The following is a 17647-nucleotide window of genomic DNA, read 5'->3' as shown; positions in this document are numbered from 1 at the left end:
TGAACAGAGGTGAATGTGCAGGAATTTAGCGGGGCAGGCAAGATGCAGACTGCGGGCATGCCGCAGTCTGCACGCTTTTAGCGCTTACGCCAGAGCGTAAGCTGCGCCTGAGTATGCTGAAACTTGCGTGCGGTTTCGCGGATCACAAAGGGAACATCCTGCGGCGGCGCGATTTCATCAAACTCGTCGCGCAGAAGGCGCTGCAGTGCCTGGCAGGTGGTCAGCGCTTCGCCGTTTTCGCGGATACCGCCCAGCCAGTTCTCTTTCGGCGTGAACTCCTCAAGCCAGGTGTAAGGTGAAGAGATCGCCAGCACGCCGCCCTGACGGATCATCGGTGCGATATCCTGCAGGAAACGCTTTGGCTGACGCAGACGATCAATCAGATTGGCGGCCAGCACCAGATCGTACCGATCCGGCTGCGGCTTCAGGTTGCAGGCGTCACCCTGAACGAATTGGATCCGCTCCGCCTGCTGCCGGTCCGTGCCGATCTCCTTCAGGCGCACCTGGCGATACGCCACCAGCTCGCCCTCCTCCGGTACCACGTAGCGGAAATCCTCACCGGAGGTGAGCTGCAGCGCCACGTCGATAAAGCGTGCGGAGTAGTCCATGCCGGTAACGGCAGCAAAGTGACGCGCCAGAGCAAAGCTGGCGCGACCGGTGGCACAGCCGATATCCAGCGCATGCTCGCGCTGATGGCAGTGCGGCAGCACCAGCTCAATCAGTTTTTCGGCATAATTTTCCACGCCGTAGTAGCCAGGCCCGTACTGGAAATCGAGATACTGCGACACCATGCCGTCGGTTTCATACGGGTTAAGCTGCATACTCTCCTGATGCGCTGACACCACGTAACGGAAGCCGGCATGCTGGAAAAAGTGGCGGCGAAACGCGTAGCGCGACGATTTTAACGCCTCGTTACCGGTTGAGATCCAGCTGCCGCCTTTGATGATGGCATGCTTGCCGTCAAAGGTAGGCGTGGAAAAATCGTCATACAGCGGATGGACGCGAAATCCTTCAAAGCCATTGATGGGCGTGGTGGTCCACTGCCAGACGTTCCCCACCAGATCAAAGAACGCGCCCTGGGAAAAATGATCCACCGGACAGGAGGAGGCCCAGTACGCGAGATTGATATTACCGGGTGCCTGCTCCCAGTCTGGCTGATCGCCGCTGACCTGTTCGCGCAGCAGCATATATTCCGCCTCACATGGCAGCTGAATTGTCTTACCGCTTTTGTCTGCCAGCCAGCGGCAGAAGGCGGCCGCTTCCAGCTGATTAACTTCAGCCGGCCAGTCCCACGGCATCGGGACTTCCTGCGTCATCAGGCGCAGGCGCAGCGCGTCAGGTTGGGTGATATCACCGACCCAGAAAGCAGGCATCTGCGCCCCGGCAAATGTCCGCCAGCCCTCTCCCTCTTCATCCCACCAGCGCGCCGTCTGATAGCCACCGGCAGCGACAAACTGATAAAACTCCGCGTTGCTGACCAGCATTTTGCTGGCCTGGAAGGGGCCGAGCTCGGTTTTCTGATGGCCATACTCATTGTCCCAGCCATAAGTCTCATCCGTTTTTCCCTGCAGCACCGATCCACCCGCCAGCGCAATCAGACTGTTTTCCGGCACCGCGGCGCGATCGTGACGCGCCAGCGGGCAGGCAGGCCAGACGGGCTGCGGCTGCACCCACTCCAGCGGCAGCTGGCGGATCAGCACGCTGGAGGTTTCCAGATGGATGCGCTCATGCTCAATGCCCATCAGGATCACCCAGGCCGGACTCTCCCAGCCGATCGGCAGCTCAAGCGGCATCGTACGGATAAAATCAGTCACCAGCGCTTTCACTTTGCCGCGGTAGTCGCGCACTTCTGCCACACCGGGCCAGTCGTAGTGGGCGTCATTGAGATCGTCCCAGCTCATCTCATCCACACCAATCGCCATCATCGCCTCAATGCGCGCGTCAACACGGCGATCGAGATAGCGTCCAGCCATCAGCTTGTTGATATAGAAAGATGCGGTATGGCCAAAATAGAAAATCAGCGGATGGCGCAGCGAAATCGCTTTATTAAACCAGGCGCGCTCATCGCTCAGGCAGTCGAACAGGCTTTCATACAGCGTCCAGGTCTGAGTGAAATAGGCGAGCAGTTCGGCACGTTTCTCTTCAGCGGTGCCACCGGAAAGGCGCAGGGTGCGGGTCGGAGCAGGCAGCTGGCAGGGCAGATCGGCGATTGTCACAGTGAACTCCATAAAGCTGAATAAACACAGCGGGTCATTCACTATAGCAAACAGGCGTGTCTGTCAGATGAATCAGCGCGTCCAGCGACGCAGCAGGCGGCTTTTCAGCCCGGTATCGAAGCGCCAGATATGATCGAAGATGCGCAGAATGCCGGGTTTGCCATGCGCTGACATCGCCACGGCGTGAAACCGCTGCTGCTGCATCCGCTGTCGCTGCTTTATGGTCTTAATCAGCTCTTCCGGCAGGCGCTGGGCGATAAAGTCCGACACGATCACCGCGTCTGCCTCCTGCCACTGGCTGCCTTCCATGCGCTGCACCACGGCACTCAGGCAGGCCGTCAGATCGGTACCGCCGCGAAAACGCTGGCTGAGGAAACGAATCGCCTGTTCAATGCCGTTATCGGCGGTCAGCTCATAGCCGACCACCTCATGGGCAAACAGCATAATGTAGCAGCGACGCCGATCTGCCAGGGCGATTTTCAGCAGCGCAAGGCAAAAGGCCTTGGCGCAGCGTTCATTAAACCCGCCCATAGAGCCGGACGTATCCACGCAGACAATAAACGGACCGCGCGGCTCTGTTTCATGCTGCTGATGGCTCACCGGCCGCAGCGCGGTTTTTTCGTGCCAGGCATCACCCTGCAGGCGATAGGTCAGCAGGCGTTTTTCTACCAGACGCCGGTAAAATTCCAGCTCCAGTTCACTGATACTGAGCGCGGCCAGTTCCGGCGGCAGCAGGCGCAGCACATCATCGCTCTGATGAATGCCGCTGACCTCTTCCGGCACGTTATCTGGCTCATGCACCAGCTGATGAAACGCTTCCAGCGGCGCATCGCGTGACGGCACCGATTTGGCTTCGCGGCTGCGGCCTAACTGCTGCGCCAGCTGCATCAGCTCCGGCTGCTGCGCCAGAAACGCACCATATTGCACAATTAGTGTGTAGTCGCCTGGCTGCAGCGAGGCTTTGCTGAGATCCCACAGCCGGCCGGCGGCGGCCTCATCTTCATCGCTCAGCACCGGCGCCAGCTGGCCGCTCAGCGCCATACGCTGCTGCAGTTCCGCCAACAGCCGTTCACGCTGCGCCTCCAGCAACGTTTCATTCAGCGTCAGCGTCTGCAGCGTCAGGCTCAGTCGCCAGCGCTGCAGGAACAGCCGGTGCTGCGCGTTGCTCAGTTCCGGGCCTTCATTACGCTGCAGCAGCATCCTGGCTTCGGTGAGAAAAGGGGATGGCAGCTTCTGCAGCTGCTCAAGGAGGTGCGGCAGCTGAGCGCTGAAATCACGGCTGCTGAGCAGCTGTAACCGCTCAAACAGCTGAAACTCCTGCGCCAGCACGGCGGGCACGGGCGTCGATCTCATCTGCCCGGCGATTTCAGCGCGCCAGCGCGGCAGATCGCGCAGCATCGCCTGCTTCATGCGGGGAAATTTTTCGAAAAACAGCGTCAGCTGCGGTGTGGCCAGCAGCGCCAGAATCAGCTCATCAATCAGCTCCGTTTCACCAATTGAGAGCAGTGTGCTGAGCGTCTCCAGCGAGATCATTTCCGCGCCTGTTTCAGCTGCTCGGCGACATCCTGCAGGCTGGTCTCAATGCGTGCCAGCCAGTCATCGCTGATAAACAGGCAGCGCTGATGCTGGCTGAACAGCGCCCGCTGCGCCCGCAGGCGGGCCTCAAGCGCATCATATTCATCAACGATTTCCGGCGGCAGCGCCTGCAGGCTCGCCGCTCCGGGCAGCGTCAGGCGCGCAGACTGCAGGCTGACATCGCGTAGCGTCAGGCAGTGATGGGTATCGACCACCAGATCGAGTGACTGTGCAAAGCCGATGCCGTTCAGCTTGCCGCGTATATCTCCGCCTTTCAGCAGCCACTGTACCAGGGCCTCACGGCTTACCACTATATGGCTGACCTGCATATCGTGCAGCGTCAGCGGCTGCTGCAGCATCAGGGTCAGCTGTTCGCCGGCAACCGACTCCGGCAGCTCATAATGTGGCTTACGGCTGAACATGCCGCTGTGTTTCTCCAGCGTCAGCGCCTGCGCCACGCTCTGCTGCTGCTGCAGTGCCAGACGCTGCGCATTGATCTGCTGCAGCCGGTGCAGCATCGCCTGCTGCTGCCAGGCGTGCTGCGTCATCAGCGCATCCATTTCCCGGTCCAGCAGCGTCATCGAAGCGATGTCGTGCCAGAGGCAATCTTTGAGCAGAACCAGATCGATAGGCGCAATCGCCGTGCGCCCGCTGTAAAAGGCGCTGGCCTGCAGCAGATGAATCGCTTTTTTCCAGCGGCGGTCAGAGATGTAGGGCGCATCCGGCAGGTTTTCCAGCTGCTGACGCAGCTGATAGATAAGCTCAAACACATCGTCAGGCAGCTTTACCTGACTGATGCCCTTTTGCCACTGCAGATACTCTTCATCGCTGATGCAGAGCGACTCCGCGACCGGATTGACGTTCTCATCCTGCTGGTGGGTCAGCATGCTGCGAAAATTTTGCTTCTCATGTACGTTATCGAGCCACAGGCGGATAAGCATGCGGTCATAGAGCGCTTCAAGGCCGCTGTCAGCTTCCGGCAGCTCGTTTGAGGCGGTCACCAGCAGACGCATCGGGATCGCCTCTTCGCAGTCGCCGTTCCGGAAGCGGCGTTCGTTAATGGCGGTCAGCAGCGTGTTCAGAATGGCCGGACCCGCTTTCCAGATCTCATCCAGAAAGACGATCTCCGCATCCGGCAGATAGCCTCTGGTCAGACGCTGATAGCGGCCCTCATCTTTCAGTGCCTGAATCGACAGCGGGCCAAACACCTCTTCCGGCGTGGAGAAACGGGTCATCAGATATTCAAACGCACGGGCGTGCTGGAAAGCATATTTAAGGCGACGGGCAATCAGGCTTTTGGCAATGCCGGGCGGGCCGAGCAGAAAAACGCTTTCGCCGCTTAACGCTGCCAGCAGGCAGAGGCGAATGGCATGGTGCCGTTCATACAGCCCTTTTTCCAGCGCATTACTCAGTCGGGAAATTCTTTCTGCCAACAGATGGGGTTGAGCCATAATCACATCATTGTCCTTCTGAACCTGGTGCCGTTACGGTCTGGCGAGCGCAATACTCTACTGTTTATCATGCTTGAATGCGTTGATAGCCGTCAGCTTTTTTGTTTCAGAAGGTTGTGGCAGCACAACGTGCGGTTTTCAGCCCGTTTTCTGCAGGATTTTCGGCGAAAAAGCAGAGTACGCTGCGTATTATCATCAGCGCTGTCTGTTGGTTTCTGCCAATTATGTGCATACTGTGCGCTTTTTGATGGCCTGAGTCGCAACGGCTCCAACACAAGACACCCTATGAGCTCGGATAAGAAACAGTCTCTTAGCGCCGTCACGCTGGCTGCAATCGGCGTGGTCTATGGCGACATTGGCACCAGCCCGCTGTATACCTTACGTGAATGCCTTTCCGGCCAGTTCGGCTTTGGCGTTGAACGCGAAGCGGTATTCGGCTTTTTATCGCTGATCTTCTGGCTGCTGATTCTGGTGGTTTCGCTGAAATATATCAGTTACGTCATGCGCGCGGACAATGCGGGTGAAGGCGGAATTCTGACGCTGATGTCGCTCGCGGGTCGTCACACCGGCGCGCGTGCCACAGCCGTTCTGGTGATCATGGGGCTGATCGGCGGCAGCTTCTTTTATGGTGAGGTGGTGATCACCCCGGCCGTATCCGTGCTCTCAGCGATTGAGGGACTGGAGATTGCCGCGCCCGGTCTCGACACCTGGATCGTCCCGCTGGCGATCGCCGTGCTGACGCTGCTGTTTATAATCCAGAAACAGGGCACCGGTATCGTAGGCAAGCTGTTTGCGCCGGTTATGCTGGTATGGTTTCTGGTGCTGGCCGTGCTGGGCGCGCGCAGCATCCTGAATAATCCTGATGTACTGCACGCGATCAATCCTTACTGGGCGCTGCACTTCTTTGTTCAGTATAAGTCGGTCTCCTTTTTTGCGCTGGGTGCGGTGGTACTGGCGATCACCGGCGTGGAAGCGCTTTATGCGGACATGGGACACTTCGGCAAATTTCCGATCCGTCTGGCGTGGTTTGTGGTGGTGCTGCCTTCGCTGGTGCTGAACTATTTTGGCCAGGGTGCGCTGCTGCTGGCGCATCCGGAAGCGATAAAGAACCCGTTTTTCCTGCTGGCACCGGACTGGATGCTGATCCCGATGCTGCTGCTCGCTACGCTGGCGACGGTTATCGCCTCACAGGCGGTGATCTCCGGCGTCTTTTCCCTGACGCGTCAGGCGGTGCGGCTCGGTTATCTGCCGCCGATGCGCATTGTTCACACCTCTGAAGAGGAGTCAGGACAGATCTACATTCCGGTCATTAACTGGCTGCTCTACGCCGCGGTGGTGATTGTGATTGTTGGTTTTGAGCACTCCAGTAATCTGGCGGCGGCCTACGGCATTGCCGTGACCGGCACTATGGTGCTGACGGCGATCCTCTGCGCCACGGTGGCGATCCAGAACTGGCACTGGAATCGCTATCTGGTCATGCTGATGCTGGCCGCGATGCTCTGCATTGATGTGTCGCTGTTCTCCGCTAACCTGATCAAAGTCTTCTCCGGCGGCTGGCTGCCGCTGACGCTGGCGCTGATGATGTTCATCATCATGACGACCTGGAAAAGTGAGCGCTTTCGTCTGCTGCGCCGCATGCATGAGCACGGCAATTCGCTCGATGCGATGATCGCTTCACTGGAGAAATCACCGCCGGTACGCGTATCGGGTACGGCGGTATATATGTCGCGTGCGCTGAACGTGATCCCTTTCGCGATGCTGCATAACCTCAAGCACAACAAAGTGCTGCATGAGCGCGTGGTGCTGCTGACGCTGCGTACGGAAGATTCACCCTATGTGCATAACGTACGCCGGGTCACCATTGAACAGCTGTCGCCTACGTTCTGGCGCGTGGTGGCGAGCTACGGCTGGCGCGAGACGCCAAACGTGGAGGAGATTTTTCACCGCTGCGGGCTGGAGGGGCTTAACTGCCGGATGATGGAGACCTCATTCTTTATGTCGCATGAATCGCTGATCATCGGTAAACGGCCCTGGTATCTGCGCCTGCGCGGCAAACTGTTCCTGACGCTGCAGCGTAACGCGCTGCGCGCGCCGGATCAGTTTGAAATCCCGCCTAACCGTGTTATCGAGCTGGGTACGCAGGTCGAGATTTAGCGCCGCTGCGTTGCCGGATTAGCGTGATGCGCAGCCCCTGCGGCACGGCGTGACTGAAGTGCAGCTGCAGGTCGTGCAGCTGCGCAATATTTTTCACAATCGACAGCCCCAGGCCGCTGCCGTTCTGTGTCTGGCCGGGCGGGCGCCAGAAGCGTTCGCCGAGCCGCGCCAGCTGCTCGTCCGATACGCCCGCACCATTATCTTCTATCACTATGCTGTCCGTCTCCAGCCGCAGCGCTATCCGGCTCTGTGCCGGCGCATAGCGCAGCGCATTATCCAGCAGATTACGTATCATCAGGCCCAGCAGCAGCGGATGACCGTTCATCACCGGCGCGGCATCGCTGGTCAGTGTTATCTCTGTCTGCTGCGCGGCGGCCTGCGGCAGATGTTCAGCGACCAGCGCCTGCAGTAGCGGGAGCAGCGCGACCGGCTGAAATTCACTGCGCAGATCGTCCGCTTCAACGCGCGACAGCGTCAGCAGCTGATCCACCAGCCGGGTCGCACGGATAATACCGCTATCGAGCTGCTGCAGCGCCCGCCGTCGCACCTGCTCATCATCTTCGGCCAGCTGGATCACCTCACTTTGCACGCGCAGGGCAGCCAGCGGGCTGCGCAGTTCATGGGCGGCATCGGAGGTGAAGCGACGCTCGCGCTGTACCAGCTGCGCCGTGCGTCCGAAGAGATCGTTGAGCGCCGCTACCAGCGGCTGTACCTCACGCGGCAGATGCGTAACCGGCAGCGTGGTCGCGTCATCCGGCGCACGCTGCTGCAGCCGGTGCGCCAGCTGCTTCAGCGGCCGCAGTTCATACCACACCAGCAAGAGCAGCAGCAGCAGCATAAACGGCATCGCGACAAGCCACGGCAGCAGGGCGGCGGACGCCAGATCGAGCGTCATATCATCCCGGTACTCCTGCTCCTGCCCCACTACCACGCGATACTGTTTATCGGGTGACGTCAGCCAGAGCAGACGCCAGCGCTCATCGTCATCACGCAGCTGCCCGTCACGAAAGCCGTCGCGTCGCGTATCGAACGATAACCCGCGCCCGTTCTCGCCGTCGTTGAGCAGCGGCGTACCGTCGGTGCGGAACACCGCAAATGCCAGGGCGTCATCATCCTGATCGCCGCGGTGATGGCGTAAAAGGGTTTTGGTTTTCGGTAATGCTGCGTGATGCAGGCTGGTGGGGTCGAGCGCCAGCAGCCGTTTGGCAAACAGCATCTGCTGGGTATCAAACAGTTCATTAACCGTATCGCGCGTCTGCTGCCACGCGCTCCAGCCGGCGCTGGCACCGCACAGCAGGATCAGCAGCACAAAACCCGTTGCCAGGCGCACAAACAGGCTCATTCTGCCGCTCCCAGCGTATAGCCAATACCGTGCACGGTGCGGATAAACTGACTGCCCAGCTTTTTGCGCAGATGATGAATATGTACTTCTACCGCGTTGCTGGAGACATCGTCATCCCAGCTGTAAAGCTTCTCTTCAAGCTGGCTGCGCGTCAGCACCTGAGCCGGATGTCGCAGAAACAGCTCCAGCAGCGCCAGTTCGCGGCTTTTCAGTTCAAGCGGTTCGCCATTGAGCAGAACGCTGTGGCTGGCGGGCTGCATGACAACATTGCCGTGCCGCAGCTCAGGCTGCAGCTGGCCATGCCGGCGGCGGATCAGCGCCTGCAGTCGCGCAGCCACTTCAGTCAGTGCGAACGGTTTGCAGAGATAGTCATCGGCACCCAGCTGTAAACCCTGTACGCGCTGGTCCAGTGCGTCGCGCGCGGTGAGGATCAGCACCGGAATATCCGCGCCTGCAGCGCGCCACTGGCGCAGGATCTCCAGCCCGTCGCGTTCCGGCAGCGACAGATCCAGCACCACTGCATCCCAGGGCGCTGCGCTCAGCGCCTGACATCCGGCCTCACCGGATATAAACCAGTCGACGCTGAATCCCAGTTTTGTCAGGCCAACCTTCAGCCCGTCGCCAATCAGCGTGTCATCTTCAATCAACAGAATTCGCATTGTGCTCTCCCCCGGCTACAGGCGAGTTATACGAAGCCCGTCCGGGCTTGTACAGGCCAGCAGCGCGATTTTCAGCTATTTTTCACGCAACGGTAAAAAACAGCGCTCCTTAAGATCCTGTTAAGAACTCTCTGGTCTACTGCTGATATTCCACCTGTTCACAGAAATGAGGTAACTAATGAAAACACGTATCGCGTTACTGACCCTGATTGCCCTGGCCACCGCACCGGTACTTGCTGCGCCGCAGGGCGGCTTTATGGATCCCGCTGCGCCAGCCGCACAAAGTAATCAGGCGGGCGGTTTTAAAGCGGGCGAAGCCAGCGTCGTGACGGTAAAACAGGCTGAAGAGATGAAAGATGACAGCTGGATCACCGTGCGCGGGACGCTGGAAAAGCAGACTGGCGATGAAGATTATCTGTTCCGCGACAGCAGCGGCACCATGAAAGTGGAAATTGACCACAAGCGCTGGAACGGCGTGACCATTACGCCAAAAGATCGCGTCGAACTGACGGGCGAGCTGGATAAAGATTTCAATGCCACTGAGCTTGATGTGAAACAGGTTCGCAAACTGCCATAACTCTGTTGTGAAGCCACTGCCTGAGTGGCTTCATTTATTCTGATGGGCCCATATCATCCTGCTCCCTGCCTCTCTGTACTCCCTTACCCAAATTTTTCCGGCTGACAGCGAAACGTTTCGATGGCGATCACACTTCCGTGATGGTGTCATTGCGTTACTATGCTGCTTTTATACACTGCTCCACAGCGAAACGTTTCGCTGTGGAGTGGATGAAATGAAAAAAGGTCGCCTGTTACACGCTGAACTCTCTCATGTGATTGCCCGCCTCGGGCATACCAATACGCTGACTATTGCGGACGCGGGCCTGCCTGTTCCGCACGGCCCCCGGCGTATTGACCTGGCATTAACGCCCGGTACGCCCGGATTTTTACAGGTTGTGGAGGTAGTCACACAGGAGATGCAGGTAGAAAGCGCCCTGATTGCGGAGGAGATAAAAGAACATAATCCGCAGCTTCACAGCCAGCTGCTCGCCGTGCTCGAAGCGTTGCAACAGCACCAGGGGAATAGCATCACCGTCCGTTACATCAGTCATGAACAGTTCAAACAACAGACGCAGTGCAGCCAGGCGGTCATTCGCAGCGGAGAGTGTTCTCCGTATGCGAATGTCATCCTGAGCGCCGGCGTCACCTTCTGAGGCCGCTATGCAACCCTTACTGCAACTTAAAGGAATCGAAAAGTCGTTTCCTGGCGTAAAGGCGCTGAATGGTGCCTCGCTGGCGGTCTACCCGGGGCGCGTTATGGCGCTGGTAGGCGAAAACGGGGCCGGTAAATCCACCATGATGAAGGTGCTGACCGGCATCTACACCATGGACGCCGGCTCGCTGCAGTGGCTGGGTGAAGCTGTCGCCTTCTCCGGCCCTAAAGCGTCGCAGGAGGCAGGCATCGGCATTATTCATCAGGAGCTTAATCTGATCCCGCAGCTGAGCGTGGCGGAAAATATTTTCCTCGGCCGGGAGTTTGTAAACCGGTTTGGCCGTATCGACTGGAAAAAGATGCATCGCGAGGCAGAGTCGCTGCTTAAGCGTCTTAACCTGCGTTTCAGCAGCCACAAACTGGTGGGCGATCTCTCAATTGGCGACCAGCAGATGGTAGAGATTGCCAAAGTACTGAGTTTTGAATCACGCGTCATCATCATGGATGAGCCGACGGATGCGCTGACGGATACCGAAACGCTGTCGCTGTTTCACGTTATCAATGAACTGAAAGCGCAGGGGTGCGGCATTGTCTATATCTCGCACCGTATGAAAGAAATTTTTGAGATCTGCGATGACGTAACCGTATTTCGTGACGGGCAGTTTATTGCCGAACGCGCCGTCAGCGATCTGAGTGAAGAGCAGCTGATTGAGATGATGGTGGGACGCAAGCTGGAAGATCAGTATCCCCATCTCGATCAATCGCCCGGTGAAATCCGTCTGCAGGTTGAAAAGCTCTGTGGTTCAGGCGTGGAGGATGTCAGCTTTACCCTGCGCAAAGGTGAAATTCTGGGGATTTCAGGGCTGATGGGGGCCGGGCGAACGGAGCTGATGAAAGTGCTCTATGGCGCCCTGCCGCGCCGCAGCGGCAGCGTCACGCTCAATGGCCGTACCGTGACCGTACGTTCGCCGCAGGAGGGGCTCGCCAGCGGTATCGTTTATATCTCTGAAGATCGTAAGCGCGACGGACTGGTGCTGGGAATGTCGGTAAAAGAGAACATGTCGCTGACGGCGCTGCGCTATTTCAGCCACGCCGGCGGTAACCTGAAACATGCGGAAGAGCAGCTGGCGGTAGGCGATTTTATCCGCCTGTTCAATGTAAAGACGCCCTCAATGATGCAGCCAATTGGCCTGCTCTCCGGCGGTAATCAGCAAAAGGTGGCGATTGCCCGCGGCCTGATGACCCGTCCGGACGTGCTGATCCTGGATGAACCCACGCGCGGTGTCGATGTGGGTGCCAAAAAAGAGATTTATCAGTTAATTAATCAGTTCAAAGCGGAAGGGCTGAGCATCATTCTGGTGTCATCGGAAATGCCGGAAGTGCTGGGCATGAGCGATCGCATTCTGGTGATGCATGAAGGCCATATCAGTGGCGAATTTTCCCGTGAGCAGGCTACCCAGGAATCCCTGATGGCGGCGGCGGTCGGTAAGCAACACAGCGAGGATTTAGTCGTATGAGTACCCACACCCTACCCGCCAGCCGCCGCTGGTTCAGTAAAAGCTGGCTGCTGGAGCAGAAGTCACTGATTGCGCTGATTGTGCTGATCGCCGTGGTCGCCAGCCAGAGCCCGAACTTCTTTACGCTGGCCAACATGTTCAACATTCTGCAGCAGACCTCGGTCAACGCCATTATGGCGGTGGGGATGACGCTGGTGATCCTGACGTCAGGCATCGACCTGTCAGTGGGATCGCTGCTGGCGCTTACCGGTGCGGTTGCCGCGTCTATTGTCGGCATGGAGGTCAATGCGCTGGTTGCCGTTGCCGCTTCCCTGGCGCTGGGCGCGTTTATTGGCGGCATCACCGGCGTGATAGTTGCGCGCGGCAGGGTGCAGGCGTTTATCGCCACGCTGGTGATGATGCTGCTGCTGCGCGGCGTCACGATGGTTTACACCGACGGCAGTCCGGTGAATACCGGCTTCAGTGAAAACGCCGATCTGTTTGGCTGGTTCGGTATTGGTCGCCCGCTGGGGATCCCGACGCCGGTATGGCTGATGGCACTGGTATTCGCGCTGGCGTGGTACATGCTGCATCACACCCGCCTCGGTCGCTATATTTATGCGCTGGGCGGTAATGAAGCCGCTACCCGGCTATCAGGCATCAGCGTTAACCGCGTCAAAATTACCGTCTATGCGCTGAGTGGCCTGCTGGCGGCGCTGGCGGGCACGATTGAAGTCGCCCGTCTCTCCTCAGCACAGCCTACGGCTGGCACCGGTTATGAACTGGATGCGATTGCGGCTGTGGTCCTGGGCGGCACCAGCCTGGCAGGCGGTAAAGGCCGTATTATGGGTACGCTGATTGGCGCGCTGATTCTGGGTTTCCTGAATAATGGCCTGAACCTGATGGGCGTATCTTCCTACTACCAGATGATTGTTAAAGCCGTCGTGATTTTACTGGCGGTGCTGGTAGATAACAAAAGCAGTAAATAACTCTGACCCTCACACAGGATCCTGTAAATGAAAAAATTAACTGCACTGGCCGTCATTCTTGGTGCCACCCTGAGTGCCGGCGCAATGGCCAAGGATACGATTGCGCTGGTGGTTTCTACCCTCAATAACCCCTTCTTTGTCTCGCTTAAAGATGGCGCTCAGAAAGAAGCGGACAAGCTTGGCTACAACCTGGTGGTGCTGGACTCCCAGAACAACCCGGCAAAAGAGCTGGCTAACGTGCAGGATCTGACCGTTCGCGGCACTAAGCTGCTGCTGATCAACCCGACAGATTCCGACGCTGTTGGCAACGCCGTAAAAATGGCTAACCAGGCAAATATCCCGGTGATCACGCTGGACCGTATGGCAGCACAGGGCAAGGTAGTGAGCCACGTCGCCTCTGACAACCGCTTTGGCGGTAAAATGGCGGGCGATTTTATTGCGAAAAAAGTGGGTGACGGCGCAAAAATCATTGAGCTGCAGGGCATCGCCGGCACATCAGCCGCACGCGAGCGCGGTGAAGGTTTCAAGCAGGCCGCTGATGCGCACAAATTTGCTATTCTTGCCAGTCAGCCGGCTGACTTCGATCGTACTAAAGGGCTGAACGTGATGCAGAACCTGCTGCAGGCGCATCCGGATGTGCAGGCGGTGTTTGCACAAAACGATGAGATGGCGCTGGGTGCGCTGCGTGCGCTGCAGACCGCCGGTAAAACCGATGTGCTGGTGGTTGGATTTGATGGTACGGCTGACGGCGTGAAAGCGGTAGAGTCCGGTAAACTGACCGCAACCGTGGCGCAGATGCCGGATAAGATTGGTATGATTGGCGTGGATACCGCAGACAAAGTGCTGAAAGGTGAAAAAGTGCAGGCGATCAACCCGGTTGACCTGAAACTCGTCACTAAATAAAACCAAAGAAAAGCGTGGCCTCGCGTCACCCTCAGGGTGGCGCAACTTCCTGGATCCCTCTCTATGAGCAAATGCGCAACACTGGCGGTAATGGGCAGCATTAACGCCGATCATATCCTGAACCTGAGCCACTTCCCGCGCCCCGGTGAAACCGTTATCGGTAAGGCGTATCAGATCGCGTTTGGCGGCAAAGGCGCTAATCAGGCGGTGGCAGCCGGACGCGCGGGCGCTGATATCGCCTTTATCGCCTGTGTAGGCGGCGATGACACGGGCGAACGCATCTGTGAACAGCTGCAGCGCGACAATATTGATATTACGCCGGTTGAAGCCATCCCGTCAGAGGCAACCGGCGTGGCGATGATCTTCGTCAACGGTGAAGGTGAAAACAACATCGGCATTTATGCCGGCGCGAACGCCGCGCTGACGCCAGACTATGTACGGCGTCATCAGCAGGTGATCGCTGACGCTGAGGCGCTGCTGATGCAGCTGGAATCCCCGCTGGAAAGCGTGCTGACGGCAGCGCAGCTTGCGCGACAGCACGGCACGCAGGTGATCCTCAATCCGGCCCCTGCGACCAGGCTGACGGATGAATTGCTGGCACAGATTGACATCATTACGCCTAACGAAACCGAAGCGGAGATCCTGACCGGGATTGCCGTTACCAGTGACGCTGAGGCCGCACAGGCAGCGCAGGTGCTGCATGCCAAAGGGATCCGCACCGTGCTGATTACGCTGGGGCGGCGCGGCGTATGGCTGAGCGAACAGGGTAACGGCGAACGCATTCCTGGTTTTAACGTACAGGCCGTTGACACCATTGCCGCAGGTGACACCTTCAACGGTGCTTTTATTACCGCGCGGCTGGAAGGCATGACGATGCATGATGCGGTACGGTTTGCGCATGCGGCAGCGGCGATTGCCGTGACGCGGCCCGGCGCTCAGCCTGCTGTACCGTGGCGCCGCGAAATCGACGCTTTCCTGCAGCAACAGGAATAAGCGCTTGGCTACCATGAAAGATGTTGCCCGTCAGGCGGGCGTCTCCACCTCTACCGTTTCGCATGTGATCAATAACAATCGCTTTGTCAGCGAGCAGGTGCGCGAAAAGGTTGAACAGGCCATCCGTGAGCTGAACTATGCCCCTTCGGCGCTGGCGCGCAGCCTGAAGATCAGGCAGACGCGTACTATCGGTATGTTACTGACGGCCAGCAGCAACCCTTTCTATGCTGAGGTCGTGCGCGGCGTGGAAAACAGCTGTTACGAACGCGGCTATAGCCTGATCCTGTGTAATACCGAAGGGGATGAAGAGCGCATGAATCGCAGCCTGGAAACGCTGATGCAAAAGCGCGTGGATGGCCTGCTGCTGATGTGCACGGAGACGCATCTGCCTTCGGCTGAGATCCTGAATCGTTATCCCTCGGTGCCGATGGTAATGATGGACTGGGCACCGTTTGAGGGACGGGGCGATATCATTCAGGATAATGCCTTACTGGGCGGCGAAATGGCGACCCGCCATCTGATTGAACGAGGCTACCGGCGTATTGCCTGTATTGCGGGACCGCAGGACAAAACGCCGGCGCGACTTCGTCTTGAAGGCTTTCATAAAGCGATGGCGGCGCACGGTTTAACGGTACCTGATGGGTATGTGGTTGACGGCGACTTTGAGTTCCAGGGCGGATTCAATGCCATGACGCAGCTGCTGGCGCTGGAGCCGGTACCGGAGGCGGTGTTTACCAGTAACGATGCGATGGCCGTTGGCGTCTATCACGCGTTGTATCAGGCGGGCCTGCAGGTACCGCAGGATATTGCGGTTATGGGATATGACAACATCGAACTGGCCCGCTATCTGACACCGCCGCTGACCACGGTACATCAGCCAAAAGATGAGCTGGGCGAGCTGGCTATCGATACATTGATTCACCGCATGGGCGCGCCCGACGCCAGTCAGCAAACGCTGGTGCTGACGCCGGAGCTGGTGGAACGCGGTTCTGTTTAAGCCGCTTTCTTTTTCTTTTCCCGGTTGGCGATCAGGTTACGGCCGTCGCCGGGCCGCAGTAACAGAAACGCGGCGGCAGACAGCACGGTAATGACGCCCATCGTCAGAAACGTAGCGTGGAACTGCTGCACGGTCGTACTTTCAAAATCCTGGTAAAAGCGCAGCACCGCCGCGCTGACCGCAACACCAAAGCTGATAGAAACCTGCTGCGTTACCGCCAGTACGCTGTTGCCACCGCTGGCGTTGTCATCATTCAGATCGGCCAGCGTAATCGTGTTCATCGCGGTGAACTGCGTTGACATCGCCATGCCCAGCACAAACAGCGCTATCAGCAGCATAACTGCGCCCTCACCCGGTGACTGTAGCGAGAAGCTGGCGATCAGGATACCGATAATGATGGTGATGCCCACCAGGGTCCGGCGATAGCCAAAGCGGCGCAGCACCTGCGTCACCGTCGATTTGGCCAGCAGTGAGCCTACCGCCGTAGGCCCCATCATGCAGCCTGCAATAATTGCCGGATAGCCAAAGCCCACCTGCAGCATCAGCGGCATCAGAAAGGGAATACAGCCGGTTCCGAGACGCGCCGCAATATTGCCGAGGATACCGACAGAAAATGTACGGGTGCGGAACATCGGCAGGCCGATCAGCGGTGCGGGATGGCGCCGCGCATGCAGTATATAAAGAAGCAGCAGTGCAAAGCCGCCAAACAGCACCAGCAGCGCCTGCCATGACGCAACAATGCGCTCGCCGAACAGCTCAATGCCCACTGAGATCAGCACCAGCCCCAGACCGAAAAGAAGAAAGCCGGTAAAATCGAAGCGGCGTTTTGGCGTGGTGAAATCTGGCATATATTTGCGCGCGTAAAAAATGCCGGCAATACCGATGGGAATATTGATCAGGAAAATCCAGTGCCAGCTGGCGTAGGTTACCAGCAGGCCTCCCAGCATTGGTCCGAGGATAGGGCCGACCAGGCCCGGCATTGTCACGAAATTAAGCACCGGCAGCAGTTCACTGCGCGGATAGGCACGCAGCAGAGCCAGACGCGCCACCGGCATCATCATGGCACCGCCCACGCCCTGCACAATGCGTGACACCACCAGAATAGTCAGCGAGCCCGACAGGGCGCAGGCCAGCGATCCCAGCGTAAACAGTGAAACGGCAATAATAAAAATACGGCGCGTGCCAAACCGGTCGGCCAGCCAGCCGCTGACGGGTATCAGCATAGCGACAGTCAGGGTATAGCTGATAACGGCGGACTGCATAGCAAGGGGGGAGCGTTCAAGGCTGGTGGCAATGGCCGGCAGCGCTGTATTAAGAATGGTTGCGTCGAGTGCCTGCATAAAAAACGCCATTGCGGCTATCCACGGCAAGCCAGCCATACTGCGCGCAGAACGAATCATCGAAAATCCTTCTATTGGTGGTGCTGGCAAACAGCATTATCAGAAAAGAATAGCATTGCAGTTACAGGCGATGACGTTGATTTGTGCCTCTTACGAGGCCATTTTGGCCATTAATTGGTCATATAATGCCTGCTTTTAGCGCTTTCGCTCAAAAAAGAGACGCTCAGCTATTTTTTTGCAATAAACACTTGTCACCCGGCGAGAACTCCCTATAATGCGCCACCACTGAGACGGCAAAGCGGCAACGCAGACGGGCTCAGCA

General features: G+C 58.0%; 14 protein-coding genes. 8 read left to right on the top strand and 6 right to left on the bottom strand.

Annotation, left to right across the window (positions count from 1 at the left end; translation table 11 throughout):
- Window positions 1–77: 77 nt before the first annotated feature.
- From ovoA to ravA, 3 genes are all read right to left on the bottom strand, one after another.
- On the bottom strand, window positions 78–2216 hold the full coding sequence (gene ovoA, locus FS690_RS13390; protein WP_223811799.1) for a 5-histidylcysteine sulfoxide synthase: 2139 nt from the start codon (window positions 2214–2216) through the stop codon (window positions 78–80).
- Between the two features lie 72 nt (window positions 2217–2288).
- On the bottom strand, window positions 2289–3749 hold the full coding sequence (viaA, locus tag FS690_RS13385) for an ATPase RavA stimulator ViaA (protein WP_104085894.1): 1461 nt from the start codon (window positions 3747–3749) through the stop codon (window positions 2289–2291).
- Window positions 3746–5242 carry an ATPase RavA gene (gene ravA, locus FS690_RS13380; protein ID WP_039385671.1) on the bottom strand — a complete coding sequence of 499 codons (1497 nt, stop codon included), beginning with the start codon at window positions 5240–5242 and terminating at the stop codon, window positions 3746–3748. Before ravA ends, viaA begins: the two co-directional genes overlap by 4 nt.
- A 285-nt stretch (window positions 5243–5527) precedes the next feature.
- On the opposite strand from ravA, the gene kup reads away from it, so the two are divergent.
- A complete protein-coding gene (gene kup / locus FS690_RS13375) occupies window positions 5528–7396 on the top strand; it encodes a low affinity potassium transporter Kup (RefSeq protein ID WP_108570061.1) in 1869 nt (622 codons plus the stop codon).
- On the opposite strand, the gene qseC is transcribed toward kup, so the two are convergent.
- Complete coding sequence (qseC, locus tag FS690_RS13370; RefSeq protein ID WP_145339776.1) at window positions 7365–8738, bottom strand: quorum sensing histidine kinase QseC; 1374 nt, start codon at window positions 8736–8738, stop codon at window positions 7365–7367. The two genes, kup and qseC, sit on opposite strands and share 32 nt — an antisense overlap.
- Window positions 8735–9397, bottom strand: a complete 663-nt coding sequence (gene qseB / locus FS690_RS13365; protein ID WP_071668262.1) for a quorum sensing response regulator transcription factor QseB — start codon at window positions 9395–9397, stop codon at window positions 8735–8737. Before qseB ends, qseC begins: the two co-directional genes overlap by 4 nt.
- 178 nt (window positions 9398–9575) lie before the next feature.
- On the opposite strand from qseB, the gene FS690_RS13360 reads away from it, so the two are divergent.
- The 7 genes from FS690_RS13360 (at window position 9576) to rbsR (ending at window position 15985) form a co-directional block, all read left to right on the top strand.
- Window positions 9576–9974 carry a YgiW/YdeI family stress tolerance OB fold protein gene (locus FS690_RS13360; protein ID WP_094111666.1) on the top strand — a complete coding sequence of 133 codons (399 nt, stop codon included), beginning with the start codon at window positions 9576–9578 and terminating at the stop codon, window positions 9972–9974.
- Window positions 9975–10188: 214 nt separating this feature from the next.
- On the top strand, window positions 10189–10608 hold the full coding sequence (rbsD, locus tag FS690_RS13355; protein ID WP_104085896.1) for a D-ribose pyranase: 420 nt from the start codon (window positions 10189–10191) through the stop codon (window positions 10606–10608).
- A 7-nt stretch (window positions 10609–10615) separates the two neighbouring features.
- A complete protein-coding gene (rbsA, locus tag FS690_RS13350; protein ID WP_104085897.1) occupies window positions 10616–12124 on the top strand; it encodes a ribose ABC transporter ATP-binding protein RbsA in 1509 nt (502 codons plus the stop codon).
- A complete protein-coding gene (rbsC, locus tag FS690_RS13345) occupies window positions 12121–13092 on the top strand; it encodes a ribose ABC transporter permease (RefSeq protein ID WP_108570060.1) in 972 nt (323 codons plus the stop codon). The genes rbsA and rbsC overlap by 4 nt, the downstream gene beginning before the upstream one ends.
- 27 nt (window positions 13093–13119) lie before the next feature.
- On the top strand, window positions 13120–13995 hold the full coding sequence (gene rbsB, locus FS690_RS13340; protein ID WP_039381376.1) for a ribose ABC transporter substrate-binding protein RbsB: 876 nt from the start codon (window positions 13120–13122) through the stop codon (window positions 13993–13995).
- A gap of 63 nt (window positions 13996–14058) precedes the next feature.
- Window positions 14059–14988, top strand: a complete 930-nt coding sequence (rbsK, locus tag FS690_RS13335; RefSeq protein WP_145339775.1) for a ribokinase — start codon at window positions 14059–14061, stop codon at window positions 14986–14988.
- 13 nt (window positions 14989–15001) lie between these two features.
- Window positions 15002–15985, top strand: a complete 984-nt coding sequence (gene rbsR / locus FS690_RS13330; protein WP_039381369.1) for a ribose operon transcriptional repressor RbsR — start codon at window positions 15002–15004, stop codon at window positions 15983–15985.
- Here the strand turns inward: rbsR and mdtD are convergent.
- Window positions 15982–17385 carry a multidrug transporter subunit MdtD gene (gene mdtD / locus FS690_RS13325; protein ID WP_108570059.1) on the bottom strand — a complete coding sequence of 468 codons (1404 nt, stop codon included), beginning with the start codon at window positions 17383–17385 and terminating at the stop codon, window positions 15982–15984. The two genes, rbsR and mdtD, sit on opposite strands and share 4 nt — an antisense overlap.
- Window positions 17386–17647 lie beyond the last annotated feature (262 nt).

Source organism: Pantoea sp. PSNIH1, assembly GCF_007680655.1.
GTDB lineage: Bacteria > Pseudomonadota > Gammaproteobacteria > Enterobacterales > Enterobacteriaceae > Pantoea > Pantoea eucrina.
This window is presented reverse-complemented; position numbering and strand designations above follow the sequence as displayed.

Bases quoted from the DNA above. Each gene is read 5' to 3' on its own strand.
- viaA (WP_104085894.1), bottom strand. From the start codon at position 3,749: ATGATCTCGCTGGAGACGCTCAGCACACTGCTCTCAATTGGTGAAACG.
- ravA (WP_039385671.1), bottom strand. From the start codon at position 5,242: ATGGCTCAACCCCATCTGTTGGCAGAAAGAATTTCCCGACTGAGTAAT.
- kup (WP_108570061.1), top strand. From the start codon at position 5,528: ATGAGCTCGGATAAGAAACAGTCTCTTAGCGCCGTCACGCTGGCTGCA.
- qseC (WP_145339776.1), bottom strand. From the start codon at position 8,738: ATGAGCCTGTTTGTGCGCCTGGCAACGGGTTTTGTGCTGCTGATCCTG.
- qseB (WP_071668262.1), bottom strand. From the start codon at position 9,397: ATGCGAATTCTGTTGATTGAAGATGACACGCTGATTGGCGACGGGCTG.
- FS690_RS13360 (WP_094111666.1), top strand. From the start codon at position 9,576: ATGAAAACACGTATCGCGTTACTGACCCTGATTGCCCTGGCCACCGCA.
- rbsD (WP_104085896.1), top strand. From the start codon at position 10,189: ATGAAAAAAGGTCGCCTGTTACACGCTGAACTCTCTCATGTGATTGCC.
- rbsA (WP_104085897.1), top strand. From the start codon at position 10,616: ATGCAACCCTTACTGCAACTTAAAGGAATCGAAAAGTCGTTTCCTGGC.
- rbsC (WP_108570060.1), top strand. From the start codon at position 12,121: ATGAGTACCCACACCCTACCCGCCAGCCGCCGCTGGTTCAGTAAAAGC.
- rbsB (WP_039381376.1), top strand. From the start codon at position 13,120: ATGAAAAAATTAACTGCACTGGCCGTCATTCTTGGTGCCACCCTGAGT.
- rbsK (WP_145339775.1), top strand. From the start codon at position 14,059: ATGAGCAAATGCGCAACACTGGCGGTAATGGGCAGCATTAACGCCGAT.
- rbsR (WP_039381369.1), top strand. From the start codon at position 15,002: ATGAAAGATGTTGCCCGTCAGGCGGGCGTCTCCACCTCTACCGTTTCG.
- mdtD (WP_108570059.1), bottom strand. From the start codon at position 17,385: ATGATTCGTTCTGCGCGCAGTATGGCTGGCTTGCCGTGGATAGCCGCA.